At 35.8% G+C, this 20,882-nt stretch carries 22 protein-coding genes; 19 read left to right on the top strand and 3 right to left on the bottom strand.

What is annotated here, in order from left to right:
* Window positions 1–14: 14 nt before the first annotated feature.
* From fba to JFU50_RS30345, 10 genes are all read left to right on the top strand, one after another.
* A complete protein-coding gene (gene fba / locus JFU50_RS30385) occupies window positions 15–869 on the top strand; it encodes a class II fructose-1,6-bisphosphate aldolase (protein WP_201225812.1) in 855 nt (284 codons plus the stop codon).
* Window positions 870–973: 104 nt separating this feature from the next.
* The gene (locus tag JFU50_RS30380; RefSeq protein ID WP_201225811.1) at window positions 974–2,170 is read left to right on the top strand and encodes an MFS transporter; all 1,197 of its coding nucleotides are present in this window, start codon (window positions 974–976) and stop codon (window positions 2,168–2,170) included.
* Window positions 2,171–2,192: 22 nt separating this feature from the next.
* On the top strand, window positions 2,193–2,345 hold the full coding sequence (locus JFU50_RS31320; protein WP_242485517.1) for a hypothetical protein: 153 nt from the start codon (window positions 2,193–2,195) through the stop codon (window positions 2,343–2,345).
* Between the two features lie 26 nt (window positions 2,346–2,371).
* On the top strand, window positions 2,372–2,560 hold the full coding sequence (locus JFU50_RS31315; protein WP_242489198.1) for a hypothetical protein: 189 nt from the start codon (window positions 2,372–2,374) through the stop codon (window positions 2,558–2,560).
* Between the two features lie 226 nt (window positions 2,561–2,786).
* The gene (locus JFU50_RS30370) at window positions 2,787–3,800 is read left to right on the top strand and encodes a LacI family DNA-binding transcriptional regulator (protein WP_056521440.1); all 1,014 of its coding nucleotides are present in this window, start codon (window positions 2,787–2,789) and stop codon (window positions 3,798–3,800) included.
* Window positions 3,801–4,144: 344 nt separating this feature from the next.
* Entirely contained in the window at window positions 4,145–4,552 is a 408-nt protein-coding gene (gene mntA, locus JFU50_RS30365) for a type VII toxin-antitoxin system MntA family adenylyltransferase antitoxin (protein ID WP_201225810.1), read from the top strand.
* Complete coding sequence (hepT, locus tag JFU50_RS30360) at window positions 4,542–4,949, top strand: type VII toxin-antitoxin system HepT family RNase toxin (protein ID WP_201225809.1); 408 nt, start codon at window positions 4,542–4,544, stop codon at window positions 4,947–4,949. Before mntA ends, hepT begins: the two co-directional genes overlap by 11 nt.
* A gap of 9 nt (window positions 4,950–4,958) precedes the next feature.
* The gene (locus tag JFU50_RS30355; RefSeq protein WP_201225808.1) at window positions 4,959–5,189 is read left to right on the top strand and encodes a hypothetical protein; all 231 of its coding nucleotides are present in this window, start codon (window positions 4,959–4,961) and stop codon (window positions 5,187–5,189) included.
* A 15-nt stretch (window positions 5,190–5,204) separates the two neighbouring features.
* Window positions 5,205–6,332, top strand: coding sequence for a tyrosine recombinase XerS (xerS, locus tag JFU50_RS30350; RefSeq protein ID WP_201225807.1), 1,128 nt, complete (start codon window positions 5,205–5,207; stop codon window positions 6,330–6,332).
* Between the two features lie 342 nt (window positions 6,333–6,674).
* The gene (locus tag JFU50_RS30345; RefSeq protein WP_242489197.1) at window positions 6,675–7,049 is read left to right on the top strand and encodes a hypothetical protein; all 375 of its coding nucleotides are present in this window, start codon (window positions 6,675–6,677) and stop codon (window positions 7,047–7,049) included.
* Window positions 7,050–7,308: 259 nt separating this feature from the next.
* On the opposite strand, the gene JFU50_RS30340 is transcribed toward JFU50_RS30345, so the two are convergent.
* A complete protein-coding gene (locus tag JFU50_RS30340) occupies window positions 7,309–7,452 on the bottom strand; it encodes a hypothetical protein (protein ID WP_201225805.1) in 144 nt (47 codons plus the stop codon).
* A 1,132-nt stretch (window positions 7,453–8,584) separates the two neighbouring features.
* Here JFU50_RS30340 and JFU50_RS30335 point away from each other — a divergent pair.
* From JFU50_RS30335 to JFU50_RS30295, 9 genes are all read left to right on the top strand, one after another.
* Window positions 8,585–9,628 carry a CgeB family protein gene (locus JFU50_RS30335; protein ID WP_207198922.1) on the top strand — a complete coding sequence of 348 codons (1,044 nt, stop codon included), beginning with the start codon at window positions 8,585–8,587 and terminating at the stop codon, window positions 9,626–9,628.
* Window positions 9,629–9,660: 32 nt separating this feature from the next.
* On the top strand, window positions 9,661–10,629 hold the full coding sequence (gene pseB, locus JFU50_RS30330; RefSeq protein WP_201225801.1) for a UDP-N-acetylglucosamine 4,6-dehydratase (inverting): 969 nt from the start codon (window positions 9,661–9,663) through the stop codon (window positions 10,627–10,629).
* A 38-nt stretch (window positions 10,630–10,667) separates the two neighbouring features.
* On the top strand, window positions 10,668–11,840 hold the full coding sequence (pseC, locus tag JFU50_RS30325; RefSeq protein WP_242489196.1) for a UDP-4-amino-4,6-dideoxy-N-acetyl-beta-L-altrosamine transaminase: 1,173 nt from the start codon (window positions 10,668–10,670) through the stop codon (window positions 11,838–11,840).
* Window positions 11,841–11,855: 15 nt separating this feature from the next.
* A complete protein-coding gene (locus tag JFU50_RS30320) occupies window positions 11,856–12,626 on the top strand; it encodes a cytidylyltransferase domain-containing protein (protein WP_201225797.1) in 771 nt (256 codons plus the stop codon).
* A gap of 2 nt (window positions 12,627–12,628) precedes the next feature.
* Complete coding sequence (gene pseG, locus JFU50_RS30315) at window positions 12,629–13,723, top strand: UDP-2,4-diacetamido-2,4,6-trideoxy-beta-L-altropyranose hydrolase (RefSeq protein ID WP_201225795.1); 1,095 nt, start codon at window positions 12,629–12,631, stop codon at window positions 13,721–13,723.
* Window position 13,724: 1 nt separating this feature from the next.
* Window positions 13,725–14,267 (top strand): UDP-4-amino-4,6-dideoxy-N-acetyl-beta-L-altrosamine N-acetyltransferase, encoded by a 543-nt coding sequence (gene pseH / locus JFU50_RS30310; RefSeq protein ID WP_201225793.1) that lies wholly within the window; start codon window positions 13,725–13,727, stop codon window positions 14,265–14,267.
* Window positions 14,268–14,271: 4 nt separating this feature from the next.
* The gene (pseI, locus tag JFU50_RS30305; RefSeq protein WP_201225791.1) at window positions 14,272–15,321 is read left to right on the top strand and encodes a pseudaminic acid synthase; all 1,050 of its coding nucleotides are present in this window, start codon (window positions 14,272–14,274) and stop codon (window positions 15,319–15,321) included.
* A gap of 196 nt (window positions 15,322–15,517) precedes the next feature.
* A complete protein-coding gene (locus tag JFU50_RS30300) occupies window positions 15,518–16,297 on the top strand; it encodes a glycosyltransferase family 2 protein (RefSeq protein ID WP_201225789.1) in 780 nt (259 codons plus the stop codon).
* Window positions 16,294–17,703: a capsular polysaccharide export protein, LipB/KpsS family gene (locus JFU50_RS30295; protein ID WP_201225787.1), complete on the top strand. Its 1,410-nt coding sequence runs from the start codon at window positions 16,294–16,296 to the stop codon at window positions 17,701–17,703. Before JFU50_RS30300 ends, JFU50_RS30295 begins: the two co-directional genes overlap by 4 nt.
* An 832-nt stretch (window positions 17,704–18,535) precedes the next feature.
* On the opposite strand, the gene JFU50_RS30290 is transcribed toward JFU50_RS30295, so the two are convergent.
* A complete protein-coding gene (locus JFU50_RS30290; protein ID WP_201225785.1) occupies window positions 18,536–19,345 on the bottom strand; it encodes a collagen-like protein in 810 nt (269 codons plus the stop codon).
* A 695-nt stretch (window positions 19,346–20,040) separates the two neighbouring features.
* Window positions 20,041–20,178 (bottom strand): hypothetical protein, encoded by a 138-nt coding sequence (locus tag JFU50_RS30525; RefSeq protein ID WP_201254740.1) that lies wholly within the window; start codon window positions 20,176–20,178, stop codon window positions 20,041–20,043.
* Between the last annotated feature and the right edge of the window lie 704 nt (window positions 20,179–20,882).

Here is a 20,882-nt window from a genome sequence, read left to right as displayed (position 1 = left end):
GAGGTGATAGAATCATGCCTTTAGTATCAATGAAAGAGATGCTTTTAAAAGCAAAAGCAGAAAATTACGCAGTGGGACAATATAATATTAATGGTTTGGAATTCGCCCAATCGTTTTTACAGGCAGCCGATGAAGAACGCGCGCCTATTATCCTAGCGGCTTCTGACCGGCTTGTCGATTATCTTGGCGGATTTAAGACGATTGCTGCTATGGTGAAAAGTCTTATAGAAGAAATGAACATTACTGTTCCAGTTGCCCTTCATCTTGATCATGGAGTGAATGTGGAACGGTGCAAGAAAGCGATAGATGCCGGATTTACATCCGTCATGATTGATGGTTCCCACCATCCAATTGATGAAAATATTGAAATGACCAAGCAGGTTGTCGACTATGCCCAGCAGAGAAACGTTTCTGTTGAAGCGGAAGTAGGAACCGTCGGAGGGACGGAAGATGGGCTCGTCGGTGGAATTAAGTATGCAGACCCCAATGAATGTATGCGGATTGTAAAAGAAGCGGAAATTGACGCACTTGCAGCTGCTTTGGGTTCCGTTCATGGTCCATATCAGGGAGAACCGAAACTAGGCTTCGAGGAGATGCAGCAAATTACCAACATGACGAACGTACCTCTCGTTTTACATGGAGGCTCAGGCATTCCGCTACACCAAATCAAAAAAGCGATAGAATATGGGCATGCTAAAATAAATGTCAATACAGAAAGCATACAAGTCTGGTCAAAAGCGATTCGGGAAGTTTTAGCAGCTGAGGGAAAAGTGTACGAGCCACGTTCTATTATAACACCTGCAAAAGCAGCTGTTATCGCTGGCGTAAAAAGTAAAATGTTTGAGTTTAACACAAGCGGAAAAGCGTAAGTTAAAAAGGTGTTCCCAATTACCGTTGCGGGCACCTTTTTGTATATGCCATGTTCAGAAATATCGATTAAAATGATTTTGCATAAAGTGGAAGTGATGATGCATTGAATACGTTACATACAGTCCCAAATAGGTTTTTATTTTTAGTACTTTCTTTTGTCTTTTGGTTTTCACATTTTATTTATGTTCCTATTTTATCGCCTTACCTTGAATCAATGGGAGGAGATTATACATTTATCGGCATTGTATTAGGTAGTTATGGACTAATGCAATTTCTCTTCAGGCTTCCATTTGGCATATTTTCTGATCTTGTAAAAGTAAGAAAGCCTTTTATCATCTTTGGAATGGTTGTCAGTACGTTGAGCTGCATGACATTTGCATTGACTGATAGTTTAGGGTGGATCCTATTATCCCGCTCGCTAGCGGGTGTTGCCGCAGCAACGTGGGTAGCGTTTACTATTTTATTTTCTAGTTATTTTGCTGAACGTGACCTTCACCGCGCTATGGGCAGTATCTCGTTTGCTGTAGTCACAGCACAGCTTCTTGGAATGATGGTCAGCGGATATATCGTTGATGAATGGGGGTGGCACGCGCCGTTTTGGATTGGCGGAACTATCGGTTTAGCTGGTATCGTCCTTTCACTTTTTATTTTCGAAACGAAAGAAAGGGTTCAAAGAGAGCCGGTTAAATTGAAGGAACTGGTATCTGTTATGCGTGAACCGGTGCTTTTAAAAGTTTCATTTCTATCGATTTTGGCGCATAGCATTATTTTTACGACAATGTTTGGTTTCACCCCGACGTATGCGTTAAAAATCGGACTGCAAACGAGTGATATAGGCATTATTATCTTTTCATTTATGATTCCTCATGCCATTGCCACCTTATTTAGCGGGAAAATATTTGTACCTCTATTCGGTCAATGGAAGTTACTGAAACTAGCATTCGGTCTTACAGCCATTTTTACATTCTGTACGCCATTTATTGATACAAAAGGGATGCTTTGTTTGTTTCAAGGATTGACTGGGTTCTCATTAGGCATTCTTTTTCCATTGTTTTTAGGAATGGCGGTGGAGTCGATTCCCCTTGAAAGAAGAGCGACAGCTATGGGGGCATATCAAGCAATCTATGCGTTCGGGATGTTTGCAGGTCCTTTTATTGCTGGAGTTTTGAATTCATATCTCGGGATTTCAGCAGGGTTTTATTTCTCGGGATTATTAGCTTTCGTCGCTGTGTTTTTTATAATTGTATGGAATCACAATGAAAGTACAGCAAATGAACAAAAATTGAAATTGAATGGATAAAGCAGAAGTGGAGCATTAACTGATGAAGATTGGTATAGTCACAGATATTTTGGGTTACATGCCATTTGAAGAGATTCTTGATACATGTGTGGATTTGGGGATTAAAGCGCTGGAGTTAGGGTTCGGCAATTGGTCGAAAGCTCCACATATCAATTTGGAGGCATGGTCGGCATGAATTTTGACCCGAGTCATTTATTTTAGATGGGCGGTGACCCCATTTCTGCTCTAAGAGAATTAGGAAGCGCGGTGAATCATGTTCACGTGAAAGATGTCCGGTTAGAAAGAGGAATATATGGTGTCGAGGGATTGATTGATGTTAAATCAATGGAGCGCTTCGGCGACCGGACATGGAATTACGTTGCGCTCAGAAATGGGCATGACATTGGCTAGTGGAAAGAGTTTTTTACTATCATTAAAATGATAGGTTATGAAGGACCGATTGTTCTCGAAATGGAAGATTTAACAATGAACCCATTAACAGGCGTGAAAAAATCTATGAATGTTTTGAAAGAAACGCTCCGAGTTAATTAGATATTTAAACATAATGTCTAAATTAATTTATAATAGACTTAATGAAAATGATAAATAGATAAAATAGGCAGGTGGAGATTAGAATATGAAAATGAGCGATGTGGCGAAATTGGCCAACGTATCTCCTGCAACCGTTTCAAGAGTGCTCAGACAGCCAGATTTAGTCAGCGAAGATACAAAACAAAAAGTGCTGCAGGTGATTGAAGAGATGAATTATAAACCTCACATGATTGCCAGTCAGTTTAGAACGAAAGAGACAAAGATTATTCTAGTTGTTGTTCCGGATATCACAAGGCCCTTTTTTTCCGAAGTGCTTCGAGGCATTGAGCATACAGCTGTTGAAAATGGCTATCAGGTTATTTTGGGAGATACGGAAAATGATATCGAACGGGAAAAAGAATACATTGATTTGCTGTACAAAAAGCAGGCGGACGGAGCACTGCTACTAACGGCAAGAATGAATAAAGAGAGCTTGGAAAACCTTTCAAATCAATTTCCGATTGTGCTGGCGTGTGAATACGTTGATGGGCTGGATATTCCGACTGTCTCGATTGACAACGTTAGTAGTGCTAGAAAAGTAACAGAACATTTAATTAAGCTAGGACATACACAAATTGCCCATATTACCGGACCCATGAACATCATCCTTAGCCGGGATCGTCTGGGAGGGTTTAAGCAGGCAATGATGAATCATCAATTAAAGGTCAACCCGGAATTTATCCAAGAAGGGGATTACGGCATCGACTCTGGTTATGACCAGATGGTGAAACTATTATCGCTGGAAAACCGGCCGGAAGCAGTGTTTGTCTTTAATGACGAGATGGCCCTGGGAGCCGTTAAAGCCATACAAGACCATGGATTAAGCGTTCCAGAAGATATTGCAGTCGTGGGTTTTGATAACTTGAAGATAGCCTCGATTTTTAGTCCTCATATTACGACCATTGATCAGCCTAAATATGAAATAGGAAAAAAAGCGACGAATTTATTGTTGACCTTAATGAAAGGCGGAACGGTTGAAAAGAAAAAATTTGTTCTGAAGGATGAGTTAATCATTCGGGAATCATGTGGTTCCAAAATGGAGAAAAGCATAAATGCCTAAAATGTTTTGACAGATAGCTTTTGCCATAAAATTAAGGGCTTCCTTTATGGGTAGCCTTTTTTGGTCCAAAATAAATTAAAGAGAAAAATTATAGAATTTATACTATTCACCAAAAACCTCGATAGAATATATTCAATCTGTGAATCTAGGTCGGTTTCAATTTTTTCTCCTAGATTTACTGTCTAAATGATGGCTTTTTTGTCTTCGTAAACCTTTGCCTACTTTTGTTATGAGAAAAAGGGGAACATTGATTCAACTATTCGTAAAATCTTGATTTTACGAATAGTTGGATATAAGAAAGATGTTTGGTATAATATTCTTATAATCATTAGGGAGCGTGCCTTATGAAAACAGAAATGTTTCAAGCAATTCAAGATTTCCTAATAAGCAAAATCAATCCGACTTTCATTATTGTTTTTGGTTCTTATGCTAAAAACTCTACACATAAAGAGAGTGACATTGATGTGGCATTCTATTGTGAGAATCAGTCACTTACTACATATGAAATATTCAGACTCGCTCAAGATTTAGCGGATAACTTAAAAATTGAAGTTGATTTGGTTAATCTTCGTACAGCGTCAACTGTTTTCAAAGCACAAATTTATACTACCGGTACGGTTATTTATTCAAAGGATGAAACAATACTTAAAAACAATCAAATGACTGCCCTTAGCATGTACGCAAAATTGAACGAGGAACGCGAAAATATTTTAAAAAAAATAGGTGAAAGCGGGTCTATTTATGAAAAATGATGTGATTTTAAACAAAATCAGTGTTATTGAACGCTGTATCAACCGCGTTAAGGATGTTTATGCGAACGACCCAGAAAACTTAAAAGACTATACGAAACAGGATTCTATTATCCTCAATATACAACGTGCATGTGAATCCTCTATCGACTTGGCCATGCATATAGTAGCTGAACAGCGTCTTGGATTGCCTCAGACCAGTAGGGATGCCTTTGATATGCTGCAGACTCACTCGATTATCGACGAAAACATAGCCAAACGCCTTAAAGCTATGGTTGGATTTCGAAACATTGCAGTACATGATTATCAAACCCTTAATTTAGACATCTTGGAAAAGATCGTCGATAACCACCTCGGTGATTTTACGGATTATACAAAACAAATTCTATCTTTTAATTAAGGGGGTTCGATGAGATACAAAATTCGAGACTATCATATTAATACCAATGACGAAGCAACAACGGTACGTGAAATTTTTGAATCTAGAGAAGCGGTTGAAGTAGCTATAGCGGATCTAATATCAAATACCCTGGTGGATATGGTTATGTCAAAGTGCCGGATTTTTAAAAATGATTTCACGTTCTTTTCACATCCATTTATACGTAAAAATTGTATTTTACGCAAAAATGATAAATTTTAACAAAGGAGCTACCGTATGGCCAATACCAGACAACATCAAGTTCATGAACAAAAATTGGAACAGCTGGTTAAGTCCATGCCTTTCTACATCGCTGAATATGTCGATAATAAACTGGATACTCGATCCCCTTCCACTCTCTTGAATTATGTTCTTGACTATAAATTATTTTTAGAGTGGTTGATGGCAGAAGGTATTGCTGAACAGAAACTTATTAAAGATATCCCTCTTTCAGTGTTGGAAAAATTGAAATTAGTAGAAGCTCAGTCTTTTATAAAGTTTTTGGAACGGCGAAATATTCCCATCAATAAGGAAGAAACGAAAAAGGCTGAAAGGGTATCCGTAAATCGGAAAATTTCAGCATTACGATCCCTTTTCAAGTATTTAACGACTCAAACAGAAAATGATGAAGGTGAACCTTACTTCTATCGAAATGTCATGCTCAAGATTGAAGTGAACAAAGTGAAAGAAACATTGGGGGCGCGCGCTTCCAGGATATCGACTAAGATTTTTCACAACAATGATGATGCTCGATTCCTTGATTTTGTTAAGCATGACTATGAAAAGGAACTACCTGAAAAGTCTAGGAAACTCATCTATTTTAAAAGAGACAAGGAACGAGATTTTGCGATTTTATCCCTCTTCCTAGGAAGCGGGATTCGGGTAAACGAATTATCTAACTTAAGGTTACGAGACTTGGATTTTGAGGAAAAACAAATACATGTTTTACGTAAGGGAGGAAAAAAGGATGTCGTAGCTGTCTCTCCTCCATCCATGCAGGACATTAAAGATTACCTGGCTGTACGACAAGAGCGCTATAAGGGGTCAAACGATGATACGGCATATGTATTCTTGACTAAGGTGAATGATGGAGCAACCCCTATTTCCAACCGTGCCATCGAGGCTCTTGTAAAGAAATACACGAAGGCCTTTAAGTCCAATAAATCCATGTCTCCACACAAACTAAGACATACTTACGGCACAAACTTAATGGAGCAATCAGGGGATATCCATTTGCTGATGACTCAGCTTGGTCATACTTCAACCACTACAGCAGCTCTTTATACAAACCCTGAACAGAAAAAGGCCAAAAAGGCTGCAGAACAGTTGGGAGAGCGCAGAACTAATTATAGTGACAAGGATTAAATGATGGAAAAAAGAGAAGATTTTCTAGTTTTCTCTTTTTTAGTATGGAGTGCAAACTTTGAGAGAGGTGTACTCAACCTTAATGTCTAATACTAGTTTCCATCTCACTGAATGACTAACCGTCTACTATCTCAGTACGGTCCTTTGTTAATTTCTTGAAGCCCAATTATTCAAATAACTTCTCATTGTTAAACCTCCGATAGTAGTCTTGGTGCTAGTGAGGAGTTCTCTCTGTGAATGTTTGTAAATCGATTCCACTTTTGTCCGTGTCAATTTTCTTTTTGAGACATTATATATTACGAGACTACTTGTCCAAATTTGAAAATGAGAGAGGGATTTAATATGAGTAATAATGATATTCTATCAACCGGTGTATTACGAAGACACTCTGATACTTTATTTCTTACTGTTGAAGCTATGAATGTTGATCCAGATGACTTTCGTACAGTAACCGTTCAAATGTTTGACTGGTCATCTGGTTCACCTGTTGTTTTACCAATGCAAGATCCTGCTTCACAAACACTAGCCCCTAATCAATATGTAACTTTTAGATCATTAGCTCTTCCCGTTACGACTTTTGCATATGAAGTAAGAATAATCCACCCTGATGATAAAGATGTTGTTACAAATGTTTTTGGACTTAATGATCTTGTGTTTAATCCGCAAGAAGGAAATAATGTTTTACAACATGACTTAGCGAAATTGAAATTGAAATAAAACATTCTCGCGAAAAGTATATATTTGTAGAACGAAGTGCTTAGAAAAAACTAAGTAATGAAGGATCAGTAAACCCTAGATTTATAGGTATGATCCTTTTTTGATATTTATTTTGTATTTACCGATTCACCTGATTTGAATTCCATTTAAATTAATCACGTACCAAGCTGATTGGCTGATATTTTAAGTGAATTCGGACGGGCATAAATGATAACTACCAAATAATGAATATTTTTTCAAATGATGTAGAACCAAGGCTTTACCTGTGTGGATAAGAGAAAATGGTTCCATCGGCAGACACTTCCTCAGCAGCAAATAAATGAGGAATCAAGCTGTTGCTTAGTAATAAATAAACGATTGGGAGTACAACGAAAGCTTTTATCTGACGTTCCTTTAGTTCCATATCCAACTCATAAATAAATTGTGCGACACTGAACAAGGATGGATCTTAATTTTCCAAAACATGAGTATTAAAGAAGGTGAAACTAGAAATCCTGTACGGAGTCCAAGGATCCTAGAATATAAAATCTATTAGGTACCGGTGTCAATAACTGATTTTGACTTTGGAACATTACGAAATCACAATCAAAAGATAAAAATAGAATCCAGGCTAGGTCATTTAATTTGGACCTCCGGGGATTTACTGTTCTAAATATAGAAGGAACATGTGAAAAAATGGGTAACTTCTCTTCCGATTAGTTTTTTATTTATATTTTCATACTTCATTTTGTTTATGTGTGTGGGGGGGATATTTTCAAATTAAATTTAATGCTGCTGAAACACCAGTAGCTTCCTGAATTTCTTTAGTATCATTCTAAGAGAATGATACAAAACAATTGCTTAATTAAACTTTGACAACACCATAATGTCAGGAGAACCATTTTAGGACCGGACAGTAGGCTCTGAAAAAGGCATCTCTTTAAAGTCCACGATTAGCAAAAATCAAAATTACCCAATTCCTATTTTGGGATTTTTGTTGGCATGTGCCCTCGCATACTCGTCCTCATATGAATACATTACCAAGAAACAAAAAAGTAAAGGAGTCCATCGTCAGGACACTATTTTAAATTTTATAGGATGGGCCATAAACAAGGATATCTTCATACTAGAGGTTTGGTTACTCATTGGAGCTAAAATGAATTGTTAATCATTTTTTGGAGTGATTCAATGATTCTTCTTTTATCCCTCTCGATAATTCTGGATTTAAACACTGATTTATATCGTTACTTTTTCATAAACCTATTTTAGTCTCCTCATTTCGTGTCTAGTTTTATGGATTATAGAAAGGAGTAATAATATTGTTTTTTTGTAAAAAAGATTGTTTGTGTAAATTAATGAAAAATTATGAAGGACAAAACGTTACTATACGAACAAAGTCAGGCGACATTATTGAGGGGGAGCTAAGCACGGTGAAGTGTTGCGCCGTCCAAATTTTGGAGCAAGAATTGATTTCGCCATTTCTGGAAAGACAATTAACCACAGTACGTTGTGAAGATATAGAATCCTTTTCAGTAACCCTACCCTGATAATAGGTGTTGTTCTTTGGGAAAAAATATATTCCTAAAAAAGGTTTTTTATTTTCCCCTTTTCAAGATAGAGGAGTATTTTATTCTATGAAAATCTTATTGATTTCATCAGGCTATAGGGGTATATACCCTTATTTTGAACAAGCAATAGAAGAGGCATTTATGTTTTTTGATCATACAATTACTAAAATAAACCCAGTGTATACTCAAGAAACAATTGAAAAAATTAAAGATTTTACTCCAGATTTAATCATAACACTTGTTGGCTATAAGGTAGATAAACAATTAATAGATTACTTTAAAAAAAGTGGTTCGATTTTAAGTATTTGGTTAACAGAAGATCCCTTTTATATTGATAGCTCAATTGAAGTAGTTAAGGATTATGATTATATATTTACAGTAGATTTAGGGGCTTTTGAGTTTTATAAGAAGAAGTTTCCTGAAAGAAACTTTTTCCACCTTCCTTTAGGAACAGATCCTATCTTGTATCAACCTTCTAGTACTCCTATCAAGTTTTTATATGATTTATGTCTCGTTGGCTATCCATACCCGGAGAGAATTAAATTAGTTAATCATATTCTAAATCATACACAATATAGTTTGATTCTTGGTGGGCCTCGGTGGAGAAAATATATAGCAAACAGTAATAACGTTGAAAGATTGACGATTGTAAATAAATGGGTTGTTCCTGAAGTTGTAAGAAACATATTTATTAGTTCAAAAATTATATTAAATCCTCATCGTACTTACAACTTTGATAAAAATATAAATACACTTGGTATTGAAAGTAAAAGTATAAATAATAGAACCTTTGATATTGCAGCCTGTGGCGGATTTCAACTAATTCCTAAAAAACCTGATTTAGGTATGCATTTTAACGTTTCTAATGAAATTGTTTTCTATACAAATAATGATAATTGTATTGAATTGATTAATCATTTTATGAATAACGAGAAAGCAAGAAATCAATATAGTAAAAATGCAAAAGAAAGGGTTTTGAATAGCCATACCTTTTTTCATAGAATTCAATATATCCTAGAGAAAATATTATGATACTTTTAATAATCCAAAATGGGGGGGATGGTATGCATTATTTGAAAAATAAAACAATCTTAGTAACTGGTGGTACGGGTTCGTTTGGGAAAAAATTTGTCAGTAAGGTTTTGGAGATGGATGTTAAGAAAGTCATTATATTCAGTCGGGATGAATTAAAGCAATATGAAATGGCTCAGGAATATACGGATCCTAGAATTCGCTTTTTTATAGGGGATGTACGAGATAAAGAGAGATTATTTCGTGCATTTGATGGTGTCGATGTTGTCATTCATGCTGCTGCCTTAAAACATGTAGGTATCTGTGAATATAATCCGTTTGAAGCAATTAAGACAAATATCCATGGTGCCCAAAATATTATTGAGGCTGCTATTGACAGAGGGGTAGAAAAAGTCATAGCTTTAAGCACTGATAAAGCTGCAAGTCCGGTTAACCTATATGGAGCAACAAAATTGGCATCAGATAAATTATTTGTTGCAGCAAATTCGTATGCTGGAAACAAGAAGACTCGTTTTAGTGTTGTTCGTTATGGTAATGTCGTTGGCAGTCGTGGTAGTGTCGTTCCATTTTTTAAAAAAATTAGGGTTACTGGTAAAATACCGATTACAGACGAGCGTATGACACGCTTCTGGATTACATTAACTCAAGGTGTACAGTTTGTTATTGATAACCTCAATAGAATGAAGGGCGGAGAAATTTTCGTTCCGAAAATTCCAAGTATGAAAGTAACGGATCTAGCAATAGCGATTGCTCCGGAATGTGAAGTTGAGTTTAAGGGTATACGCCCAGGTGAAAAATTACATGAAGCGATGATTACGGAAGATGATGCTCGTCGGACATTAGACTACGGCACATACTATGTAATTCAACCGGAATTTCCGTGGTGGAATGCTAAATCTTACAAAGGTGGGAAACCATTACCTGATGGCTTTAGCTATGTAAGTAATACGAATGACCAATGGCTATCTGTCGAAGAGTTAAGAAACCTAGTAAGAGATTAAAAGTTCTTAGTTATAAAAAGCGGAAGGGGGAGGCTAAATTGCAAATTAGGCCAAAAAGAGATACTTATCTTCCTTACGGTCGACAATGGATCGATGATGAAGATATAGATTCAGTTGTTAATGTTTTAAAAGGAGATTATCTTACCACTGGTCCTTTCGTTTCAAACTTTGAACGGGAAATAGCAAATTATGTAGGAGCAAAGTATGCTGTAACGTTCTCCAATGGAACGGCAGCATTACATGGCGCATGCTTTGCAGCCGGTATAGGTGAAGGGGACGAAGTAATTACAACCCCCATAACGTTTGCAGCTAGTGCAAACTGTGTTTTATTTCAAGGTGGACAGCCAATCTTTGCTGATATTGATGAAAAAACATACAATATCGATCCAAAAGAAATAGAGCAGAAGATTACCAAAAAAACAAAAGCGATTATCCCTGTCCATTTTACGGGACAGCCAGCTCCATTAGACGAAATAAATGAGATTGCAAGAAAATATAACTTAATTATGATTGAAGACGCAGCACACGCGCTAGGTGCAACGTATAAACAGAAAAGGATAGGCTCTAATAGCGATATGACCATGTTTAGCTTTCATCCCGTTAAACATATTACGTCCGGTGAAGGTGGCATCATTACAACCAATAATAAAGAGTATTATGACAAGCTATTACAATTCCGTTCGCATGGAATCACTCGTGATTCTAGCAAAATGTTAGAAAATCATGGCCCTTGGTTTTATGAGATGCATTTTTTAGGTTATAACTATCGAATGACAGATATTCAAGCAGCCCTTGCATCAAGTCAGTTAAAGAAATTAGATAAATTTTTGGATTTACGAAAGAAATATGTCTCGATGTATAATGAGGCGTTTAAAAAAATTAGTTCAACAACTATTCCATATCAAACCGAGGATAGTAGTTCAAGCTGGCATTTGTATGTGATTCGGCTTCATTTGGAGCAATTAACAGGAAATAGAAAGGATATATTTAACGCCTTAGTTCAAGAAAATATCGGGGTGAATGTGCATTATATTCCGGTTTATTTTTTACCTTATTATCAAGGGCTAGGTTATCAACAAGGACTTTGTCCAAATGCTGAAAAGCTGTACGAAGAGGTCCTTACATTACCCCTTTTTCCAGCAATGACAGAAAATGATGTACTCGACGTTATTAATGCTGTGTATAAGGTTATCACCCGTTACTCTAGATGATTAGAAGGTGATTCTTTGAAGGTAGTAGCTATTATTCAAGCAAGAATGGGATCAACAAGGTTACCAGGGAAAGTCATGAAGGAAGTTTTAGGTAAACCTCTTCTTGAATATCAAATTGAAAGAGTAAAAAGGTCCAAATTAATTAATAAAATAGTTGTGGCAACAACTACAAAGGAAACGGAACAGCCAATTGTTGATCTATGTGAAAGGTTATCGGTAGCCTATTTTCGAGGTTCGGAAGATGATGTATTAATGAGGTTTTTTGAAGCATCAAGTAAATATGAAGCCGAAGTGGTGGTTCGACTTACATCAGATTGCCCGTTAATCGATCCTAATGTTATTGATAAAATCATTTATGAATACCTATCGAATATAAGTCTGTACGATTATGTTTCAAATACGATTGAAAGAACTTATCCTCGTGGTTTAGATATTGAAGTATTCTCAATGAAAGCATTGGAACAATCTTATCGAGAAGCAAGAGACACCGTTTATCGTGAACATGTTACACCGTATATTTATCATCATCCTGATAAGTTTAAATTAGCATTTGTTAAACATCATATCGATTTAAGCTCTTTTCGCTTAACCGTTGATAAGGAAGAAGATTTAGTGCTGATTACACTATTAATTAATAGACTTTATGAAAAGAATAAAGAATACTTTACACTCGAAGATATTATTTATTTGTTACAAGATAAACCAGAGTGGGTATTAATAAATTCCCATATTGAACAAAAGGAAGTATCGAAAAGTAAAATATGTAATTCAGAATTAGAGGATTAAATATGAATGTATTTATACGTGTTGATGCCTCAATAGACATTGGAATAGGCCATGTTATGAGATGTTTAACTCTTGCAGGAAGATTAAGTAAACAAGGAAACATTGTCAGTTTTATTTGTAGAGAACATAACGGACATTTATGTGACTTTATCGAAATAAACGGATATAAAGTTTTAAGACTTCCAGCTTCTCAAGTGAATTTCAAAATTCCAAATTACACGCAACACTCTAAATGGTTAGGTGTTTCATTGAGTGTTGATGCAACACAAACAAAAAAGTTACTAAGGAAAAGCTTCGTTGATTTGTTAATTGTCGATCATTATGCAATTAACGAGATCTGGGAAGGAAGTCTTAGAGAAATTTCAAATAAAATTTTGGTAATTGATGATTTAGCGGACCGTAAGCATGATTGTGATTTTTTAATAGATCAAAATTATTTAGAGGATTATCCAAGTCGTTATCATTCTCTCGTACCACCACATTGTAAAACGTTTTTAGGACCGAGTTACGTCTTGTTAAGAGATGAGTTTTATGCCAAATGGAGTGAGCAAAAGATAAGAAGTGGATCTGTGAAACGGATATTAATTTTTTTTGGTGGAATTGATCAAACGAATGAAACTGGAAAAGCTCTAGCCTCTTTCTTAAAAATGGGTCGTAATGACATCCAAGTAGATGTTGTTGTTGGTCGGTCTAATCGTCATAAAACAGAGCTTGCATCGATTTGCAATCAGTATGATTATCTACAATTTTACTGCCAAGTGAATAATATCGCCGAATTGATGTGTCAAGCTGATCTGTCAATTGGAGCAGGTGGAACAACTACCTGGGAACGGTGTTATCTTAGTCTGCCTTCTATAGTGTGGAGTGTTGCCGATAATCAGGTGGAAATTTGTAAAACTCTAGGGAGAAAGAAAATTATCAAATATTTAGGGGAAAAGGAAACGCTTGAGCAGTCATTTTTAACGCAACAATTGGAAAACTTGATAGGAAATGAAGTTGAACGAAATGAAATGTCAAGGTTGTCCTATCTTTTTATGAAAGATAATATCGTAAACCAACAAACGATGATAAAAGAAATTGTGAGATTGGATGAATAATATGGATTATTGTTTAAGGGCATTATCTGAAAAGGATAAGGAAATGATCTTTAATTGGAGAAATACGGAGCATATTCGTATGAACATGTATAATGATCAACCAATTGCCTATGAAGATCATAGTCGATGGTTTGAAGATATGCTGAATAATCAAAAGGATTATTATCGACTTTTCATTTATCAACACAAACCATTAGGTCTCATCTCTTTTAAGAATCTTAACCAACAAAATCAAACGTGTGTCTGGGGATTTTATATTGGTGAAAGTAATGCACCTAAAGGCTCTGGTACGATAATGGGATGTTTAGGATTAGATTACGCCTTTCATTGTTTATCCATGAGAAAAATTATTGGTGAAGTCTTATCATTTAATAAAAAAAGTGAAAGGTTTCATCAAAAATTAGGATTTAAGCATGAGGGGCTTTATAAAAATAAACTTAGCAGAGAAGGGCAGTTTATCGATGTAATCAGTTTTGGATTACTAAAAGAAGAGTGGGAAATGTATAAAGGGAAATTAAACTTGAATTTTACAGCAGAGGCGTGATCACATGAATGATATCAATCTTGCAGGAAGATTGGTTGGATCTAATCATCCTCCTTTTATTATTGCGGAAATGTCAGGAAATCATAATCAATCTTTAGAACGTGCCTTAGAAATAGTTGAAGCTGCAGCTAAAGCAGGCGTCCACGCATTGAAAATACAAACCTATACTGCGGATACAATGACCTTGAATATAGATAATAAAGATTTTAAAATTGATGATAAGAATAGTTTATGGGATAAAAATAACCTCTACAAGCTTTATCAACAAGCCTATACTCCGTGGGAGTGGCATAAGCCAATTTTTGAAAGATGCAGAGAATTGGGACTCATCCCCTTTAGCACTCCTTTTGATGAAACAGCCGTTGACTTCCTAGAAGAGTTAAATATACCTATGTATAAAATAGCCTCGTTTGAAAACAATGATATCCCCCTTATTAAGAAGGTTGCTTCCACAGGCAAGCCAATGATTATATCTACAGGTATGGCAACTCTGGCTGAGCTAGATGAAACTGTTCGTTCGGCAAGAGATGCTGGGTGTAAAAATATTATTCTTTTAAAGTGTACGAGTACTTATCCAGCTACACCTAAAAATACAAACATATCGATGATTCCACACATGCAAGAGCTTTTCGGCTGTCAAGTAGGGTTATCCGATCATACGATGGGCATTGCCGTTTCTGTGGCAAGTGTTGCACTTGGGGCGACTATTATAGAAAAACATTTTACTACATCTCGAGCCGATGGTGGTGTAGACGCTGCTTTTTCTATGGAGCCGAGTGAAATGCAGGCTTTAGTAGTAGATACTGAAAGAGCCTGGCAAGCTTTAGGTCATATAACTTACGGACCGACTGAAGAAGAGCAAAAATCCATGAAATTTAGAAGATCAATCTATATTGTAAAAGACTTAAAGGCAGGCGACGTGTTGACAAAAGAAAATATAAGAGTCATAAGACCAGGTTATGGCTTAGCTCCTAAATATTACGAACATTTATTGGGGAAAAAGGTAGATAAGGTAATAAAAGCAGGTACCCCTGTGGATTGGAGTATTTTATAGTGGTTTGTATATTGGAAATAAAAAAATGTCCTTGCAGGCGATGCTTCCTTTTGCAGCCTTCTTGTTTTAAAAATTCTCGTTTCCTCAAGACCGTGTTTCTTATCCACGCTTAGTCCCCGGTTCGATTCTAACAGTTCTACTCTTGCTAGTTTAAATTCCTGAGGAATCAAATATCTTATATAGAGGTGGGGTTTTTTTGCCAAAAGTTACGGTAATATTAACAAGTTTTAATAAACAAGAATATGTGTCGGATTCTATTCGTTCAATTTTAGACCAAACTTATCAGGATTTTGAATTATTTATTATGGATGATAATTCAAATGACGAAACTATAAGTGTTATTGAACAATTTTTAAATGATGAAAGAGTAAAATTTTTCAGGAGTGATATTCAAACAATAGAGGAGAGGGTAGAGAAAACAAGATATGCAGTTTTAATCAATAAAGCACTAGAATTAGCACAGGGAGAGTATGTTACTTATGCTACGGATGATAATGTTCACCACAGGCAGAAAATTGAGAAAATGGTAGAATACTTAGATAAACAACCTAAAGCAATGGTAGTATACTCAGCATCAAAAACTTTTCATCTAAATGAGAAGGGGGAAATTACCAACGCCATTGTTAGACCCGCAAAAAAAGTTTCATGGGTTGCTTCTTGTATGACTGACCATTGTTCCATAATGCATCGAATGTCCATTCTTCCTAAAATAAAAGAAACCTTTGATTCATATTGGGATGAGGATCCTCAATTTTATAGAACAGGAGATGCTAGGTTCTTTTGGAGGATCAATCACTTTTGGCCATTTTATCCCATTGATGAGATTCTGGATTTTAATTATATAACCCCAAAATCTATCCATGCTCAATTATTTAATGATACTCCAAATGAATTTTCAAAAATGTTACCACCACAAAGAACTTGTAAAGAACTGAGAGAATCTATTAGAGCCTTTAGACGGAGGGAGGGAGGATGAACACCTATTTATCAAATTATTGGACACTTTATCAGGAGTTTGTTGAAACATTTAATCATTTAAAATTCAGAGAAATCCCTATAGTATTGTTAACTAACTTTTATCAGCAAATAGATAATGAACTTAAAATCAAAATGGAGAATAAAGACTTTCAGGCAAATTTAAAATCACCTGAATTGAATCAGGAGATGATTCAACCTTATTTTGAAAAGTGGCTTGAAAAAATCAGAGTACCTTTAATGCTTAAGACTAATAATGGGAAAATCTTAATCAATTCTGATTATACTCGTATTCCTGAACTAACTTATAATAAATGGTTTAATCCCAATGAAACAATTATTCTTTCTCGGTCAAAAAGTTCACATATTTTTGGGATTCCAAGCGAGAGTATTGCGAAATATGAAGAGAAAAATACTAAGGATATTGAAGAAATTGTAAACAATGCTACCTCCTTATTTGAAAAATTTAAAAATCATCCGGCATTTGGTAATGAATTCTTTCAACAGACATTTCTAAATCGAATACCATTAATCGTGAAAACCCTTAGTACAGTATTTAACCTTTTTGATAAACTTGATATTTCCTCTATCGTTGTGGGGACTACTGAAGATATGCAAAGCAGAGCTCTTTCTATCGTTGGCTCAATGCGAGGTATCAAAAGTATTTGTTTACAGCACGGGATATTAATGGGGGAAGAAGCGTTTATGCCAGTTTTTACTACAGTAGTTGGGGTCTATGGAGATTATGAGAAAAGATGGTATTCGCAAAGAGGACTACCAATAAATCGAATATCAGAATTAGGTCATCCTAAATTTGATGAGATTTTTACAAATTTTAGGACAGTCAAAGAAACCTTTTTTAAAAAATATGATTTTGACCCTAATAAGCAAACCTTATTAGTAATTACTGGGCCACAACTAGATTTTATCAAATTCGAAACTCTAATTAAGAATATTTTAGACAACCCAAATTTCCAAATAATAATAAAACCCCATCCGTGGGAGATGGGAAAGAAGAAATATGGAGTATATTTAGAACTTGAAAAAAAATATAAATCAATTAAAGTTTATACTTCAAGAGAAAATAACCTATACGAATTAATTTCTCATGTCGACGGGGTGGTTTCTTCTTTATCTACAGTCGTTTTAGAAAGTATATTACTTAATAAACCTGTGTTTATTTATAACTTCTTAAATAGTAATCGATCATATGATTATTTCGACAAATTAGGTGATTATATACAAACAGACCCTAATCAACTGACCAAAGTTGTGAATGATTATTATATTTCTAGCGGGCATAAGGGGATATATGAAAATATTAGAAACCTGTACTTATCCGATTCTTATAATGACGGATTTTCCGGGAAGAAATTAATCGATTTAATTAAATATTTTAACATGTGAGTGCACGATGTAAGTAAAAATCTAAACAGAATGTCTTTAATGCAGCCTTACATGTATCAGGCCTACGACCTACTAATGTATATATTAGTTGATTTTTATTTGAGACACACTTAATATCCAAAGGTTGATAATAAGCAGGTAGTTACTATAGGTGTGGTATGGGTCAATGTAATGCTGGAACTAGATTTTGTTAGCCAAGTAATGTTCCATTACAAGAGCGGAATGTATGTTACTCTTGAAGTGTAATAGTGAATTTTTTCCTGATATTGAAATATATAAAGGCAAAAATAAAATAGTTACTAAATAAGAAAAAGTTAACTTTTTATCCCACCTCCAAGGAGGTTTTTTGTCGTTTTGTCACTTTTAGGTGATGTTCTTGTTGGCAGGGGTTTATCTCCTATTGTATTTAGGAGCTCAAAAATCAAAGTGTTAACCTTAGTGGTCATGGTAAGACGCCTTTTTTTAACGCTTACATCGATCCGAAGTTTTGCAGACATTGTGAATTAGTATCTAAAGGGTAAAATTTCTTTTATTGTCGCACTATCAATAGATTACTTGTAGTTTGGATAAGTCTTATGTAAACTAAATATTTTTTTCAACACAAAAAGGCAGTCTGTCTTCCCTTCTTACACCCTCTTTATTACATTTCCACTGTTAATAGAATAGTTGAACAAGATCTTCGTAAGATTAAAAGCTATATAAACATTAAGTGTGAATAATATTGTTTAAATAACGACTAAAAACACGGAAAAAAACCACGTTCAACTCTCAAATGTGGTTTTTTTGTGTTTTCCTTTCCATTTGTAGACATGAATGCTGGGGGCATCGTTCTCTATATTGGATAAGCTGTTCCAACAAAAACAATTGGACCGTTAATTTCAGCTGTAGAACCTGGGGACAATACGGGATCTAATTGTGCAGTCAATTCATAAGTGACGGGCCCCAATCCAGGAGAAGTATCTACATTTAAAATGGAGCTCAAATATGGGGTTTGCTCATCAGTATCAACACTGGTTCCATCATGACCTTCCCAAATAATTGGTCCTCCGACTCCCCTGCGGATCCTAAAAATTATCACGAGATCAAAAAAGTTAGGTGAAATCATCGCTAAACCAGCAAAGTTAGATGAACTCCACCCTACTAGACCCCGTAATTCTACCACTGCATTTTGGGTGATAGTGACAGTAAGGGTTGTAATTGGGACTTCCACATTGGTCACTGTTATTAATCCCGGAGAAGGTATGCTTGCCGGGGCGGAAAAAGAAAAACCCACAACTCCAGGTCCTTGAGGCCCTTGAACGCCTTGAGGCCCTTGAGGTCCTTGAGGTCCTTGAACGCCTTGAGTCCCTGGAACGCCTTGAGTCCCTTGAGTCCCTTGAACGCCTTGAGGCCCTTGAACGCCTTGAGGCCCTTGAAAGCCTTGAGTCCCTTGAGTCCCTTGAAAGCCTTGAGGCCCTTGAACGCCTTGAGAACCTTGAGGTCCTTGAGCACCCTGAGGCCCTTGAACGCCCTGAGGCCCTTGATTACCTTTAGCAGGTACGTTTACATTCACTTCAACGTTTTGCTCTACCTTTTGTTCTTGTTTAGATTCGCATTTACATTGACTATGTCCGCAATCCTTACATTTTTTATCCTTACCCAATTTTGTATCCTCCTTTTAAGGAACATAACATTATACTATGAATAGGGGGAATCACTAGATTGGACAAAATCCGATAAAAGCGCCTAATTATTAAAAATACTGAACATTTTTAAATTCCTGGGCAAATGCTTATATTCACTAGACTAATTCACACTTTATCCAGCCTTTGTTACCCAGCCAATAAAGACAATATTTAAAATGTTCATTTTAATACAGTATTTCATCCATTGTACTACCTATAATAAATCTTATGTAAACTAGATATTTTTTTAAACAAAATGTGTCTATCTTCCCTTCTTCCCCCCTTGATTAAATCGACATATCCATTATGTATAGCATAGTCGAGCAAGATCTTCGGTTTAAATCGAGTTTGTTCTATGTTATTTACGATTGAAATCCTTTTGCACACAGCTAAATCCATTATTTCTGGAGGTTCAATCATAAACTATTCGTTATTATTGCATATAGATTCCATTAGGAATCTATATGCCTCGTTCAACTACTTGTAATCTTTGTACCAGAAATCTAATGTTTTTAAGACTCAAAGCTGTACTATCATTAACTGTGACCAATTTTGTTAGAATAATGACTAAAAACACAAAAAACTCCTCTTTCAAACGTGTATTTTTCTATTTGCTTTAAATACAATTTGCAGACATGATTTCTGGGGGGCATCGTTACCTATACTGGATAGGCTATGCCAACACAAAAACAATTGGATCCTTGATGTCAGCTGTATAACCTAGGGACAACGTGGAATCGATATGTGCCGTCAATGCATAAGTGACATGCGCCAATCCAACTGAAGGGTCTACATAGAACTTGGACCTCAAATATGCAGATTACTCATTAATATCAACACCCATCTCATAATGACATCCCAAAATATTGGTCCTCTGGTTCACCTGCGATTCTCCAAATCATCACAAGATTATTGAACGTCGGCGAAACTCCACCCTATCAGACCACGCAATTCAACCATAGCATTTTGGGTAATAGTGATGTTGAGGGTTTTAATTGAGGCTACTACATTGCTCACTGTTATTACAGGAGTAGACAAAAATATGCTTGCCGGTTTTGAAAATGCATAATCCAAGTTTCCTTTAGCCGCGGTTGTTCCCGTGGCTTCTGTTGTCCCTGCAGGTAGAGGTTAACATCCACTTCAACGTTTGGGCTCCCCCTTTTTGTTCGTGTTTAGATACACATTTGCATTTGTATTTACATTTACTATGTCGCAATCCTTAATTTTTTTCAGGTGAGTTTACATTCACTACAATGTTTTGCACTACCTTTTGTCCGTTGCATTTGCATTTTCTATGTCCACAATCCTTACATTTTTTACCCTTAGGCAACTTGGTATCCTCCTTTTAACAAATATTACTGTATCTTATGAACCTAGTATTAATTGGATTGGATGAAAACACCTAATTTTCAAAAATGCAGAACATTTATTAAAACTCTGAGTAAGTGCTTAAAATTCACTAGACTAGGTCATACTTTATTCAGATTTTGTTACCCAGCCATTAAAGGGGCACAC

The sequence above is a fragment of the Peribacillus sp. TH14 genome (assembly GCF_016651145.1).
GTDB classification, from domain to species: Bacteria; Bacillota; Bacilli; order Bacillales; family DSM-1321; genus Peribacillus; species Peribacillus butanolivorans.
The sequence above is the reverse complement of the archived record's forward strand: the minus strand, read 5'-3'. Positions and strand labels throughout refer to the sequence as shown.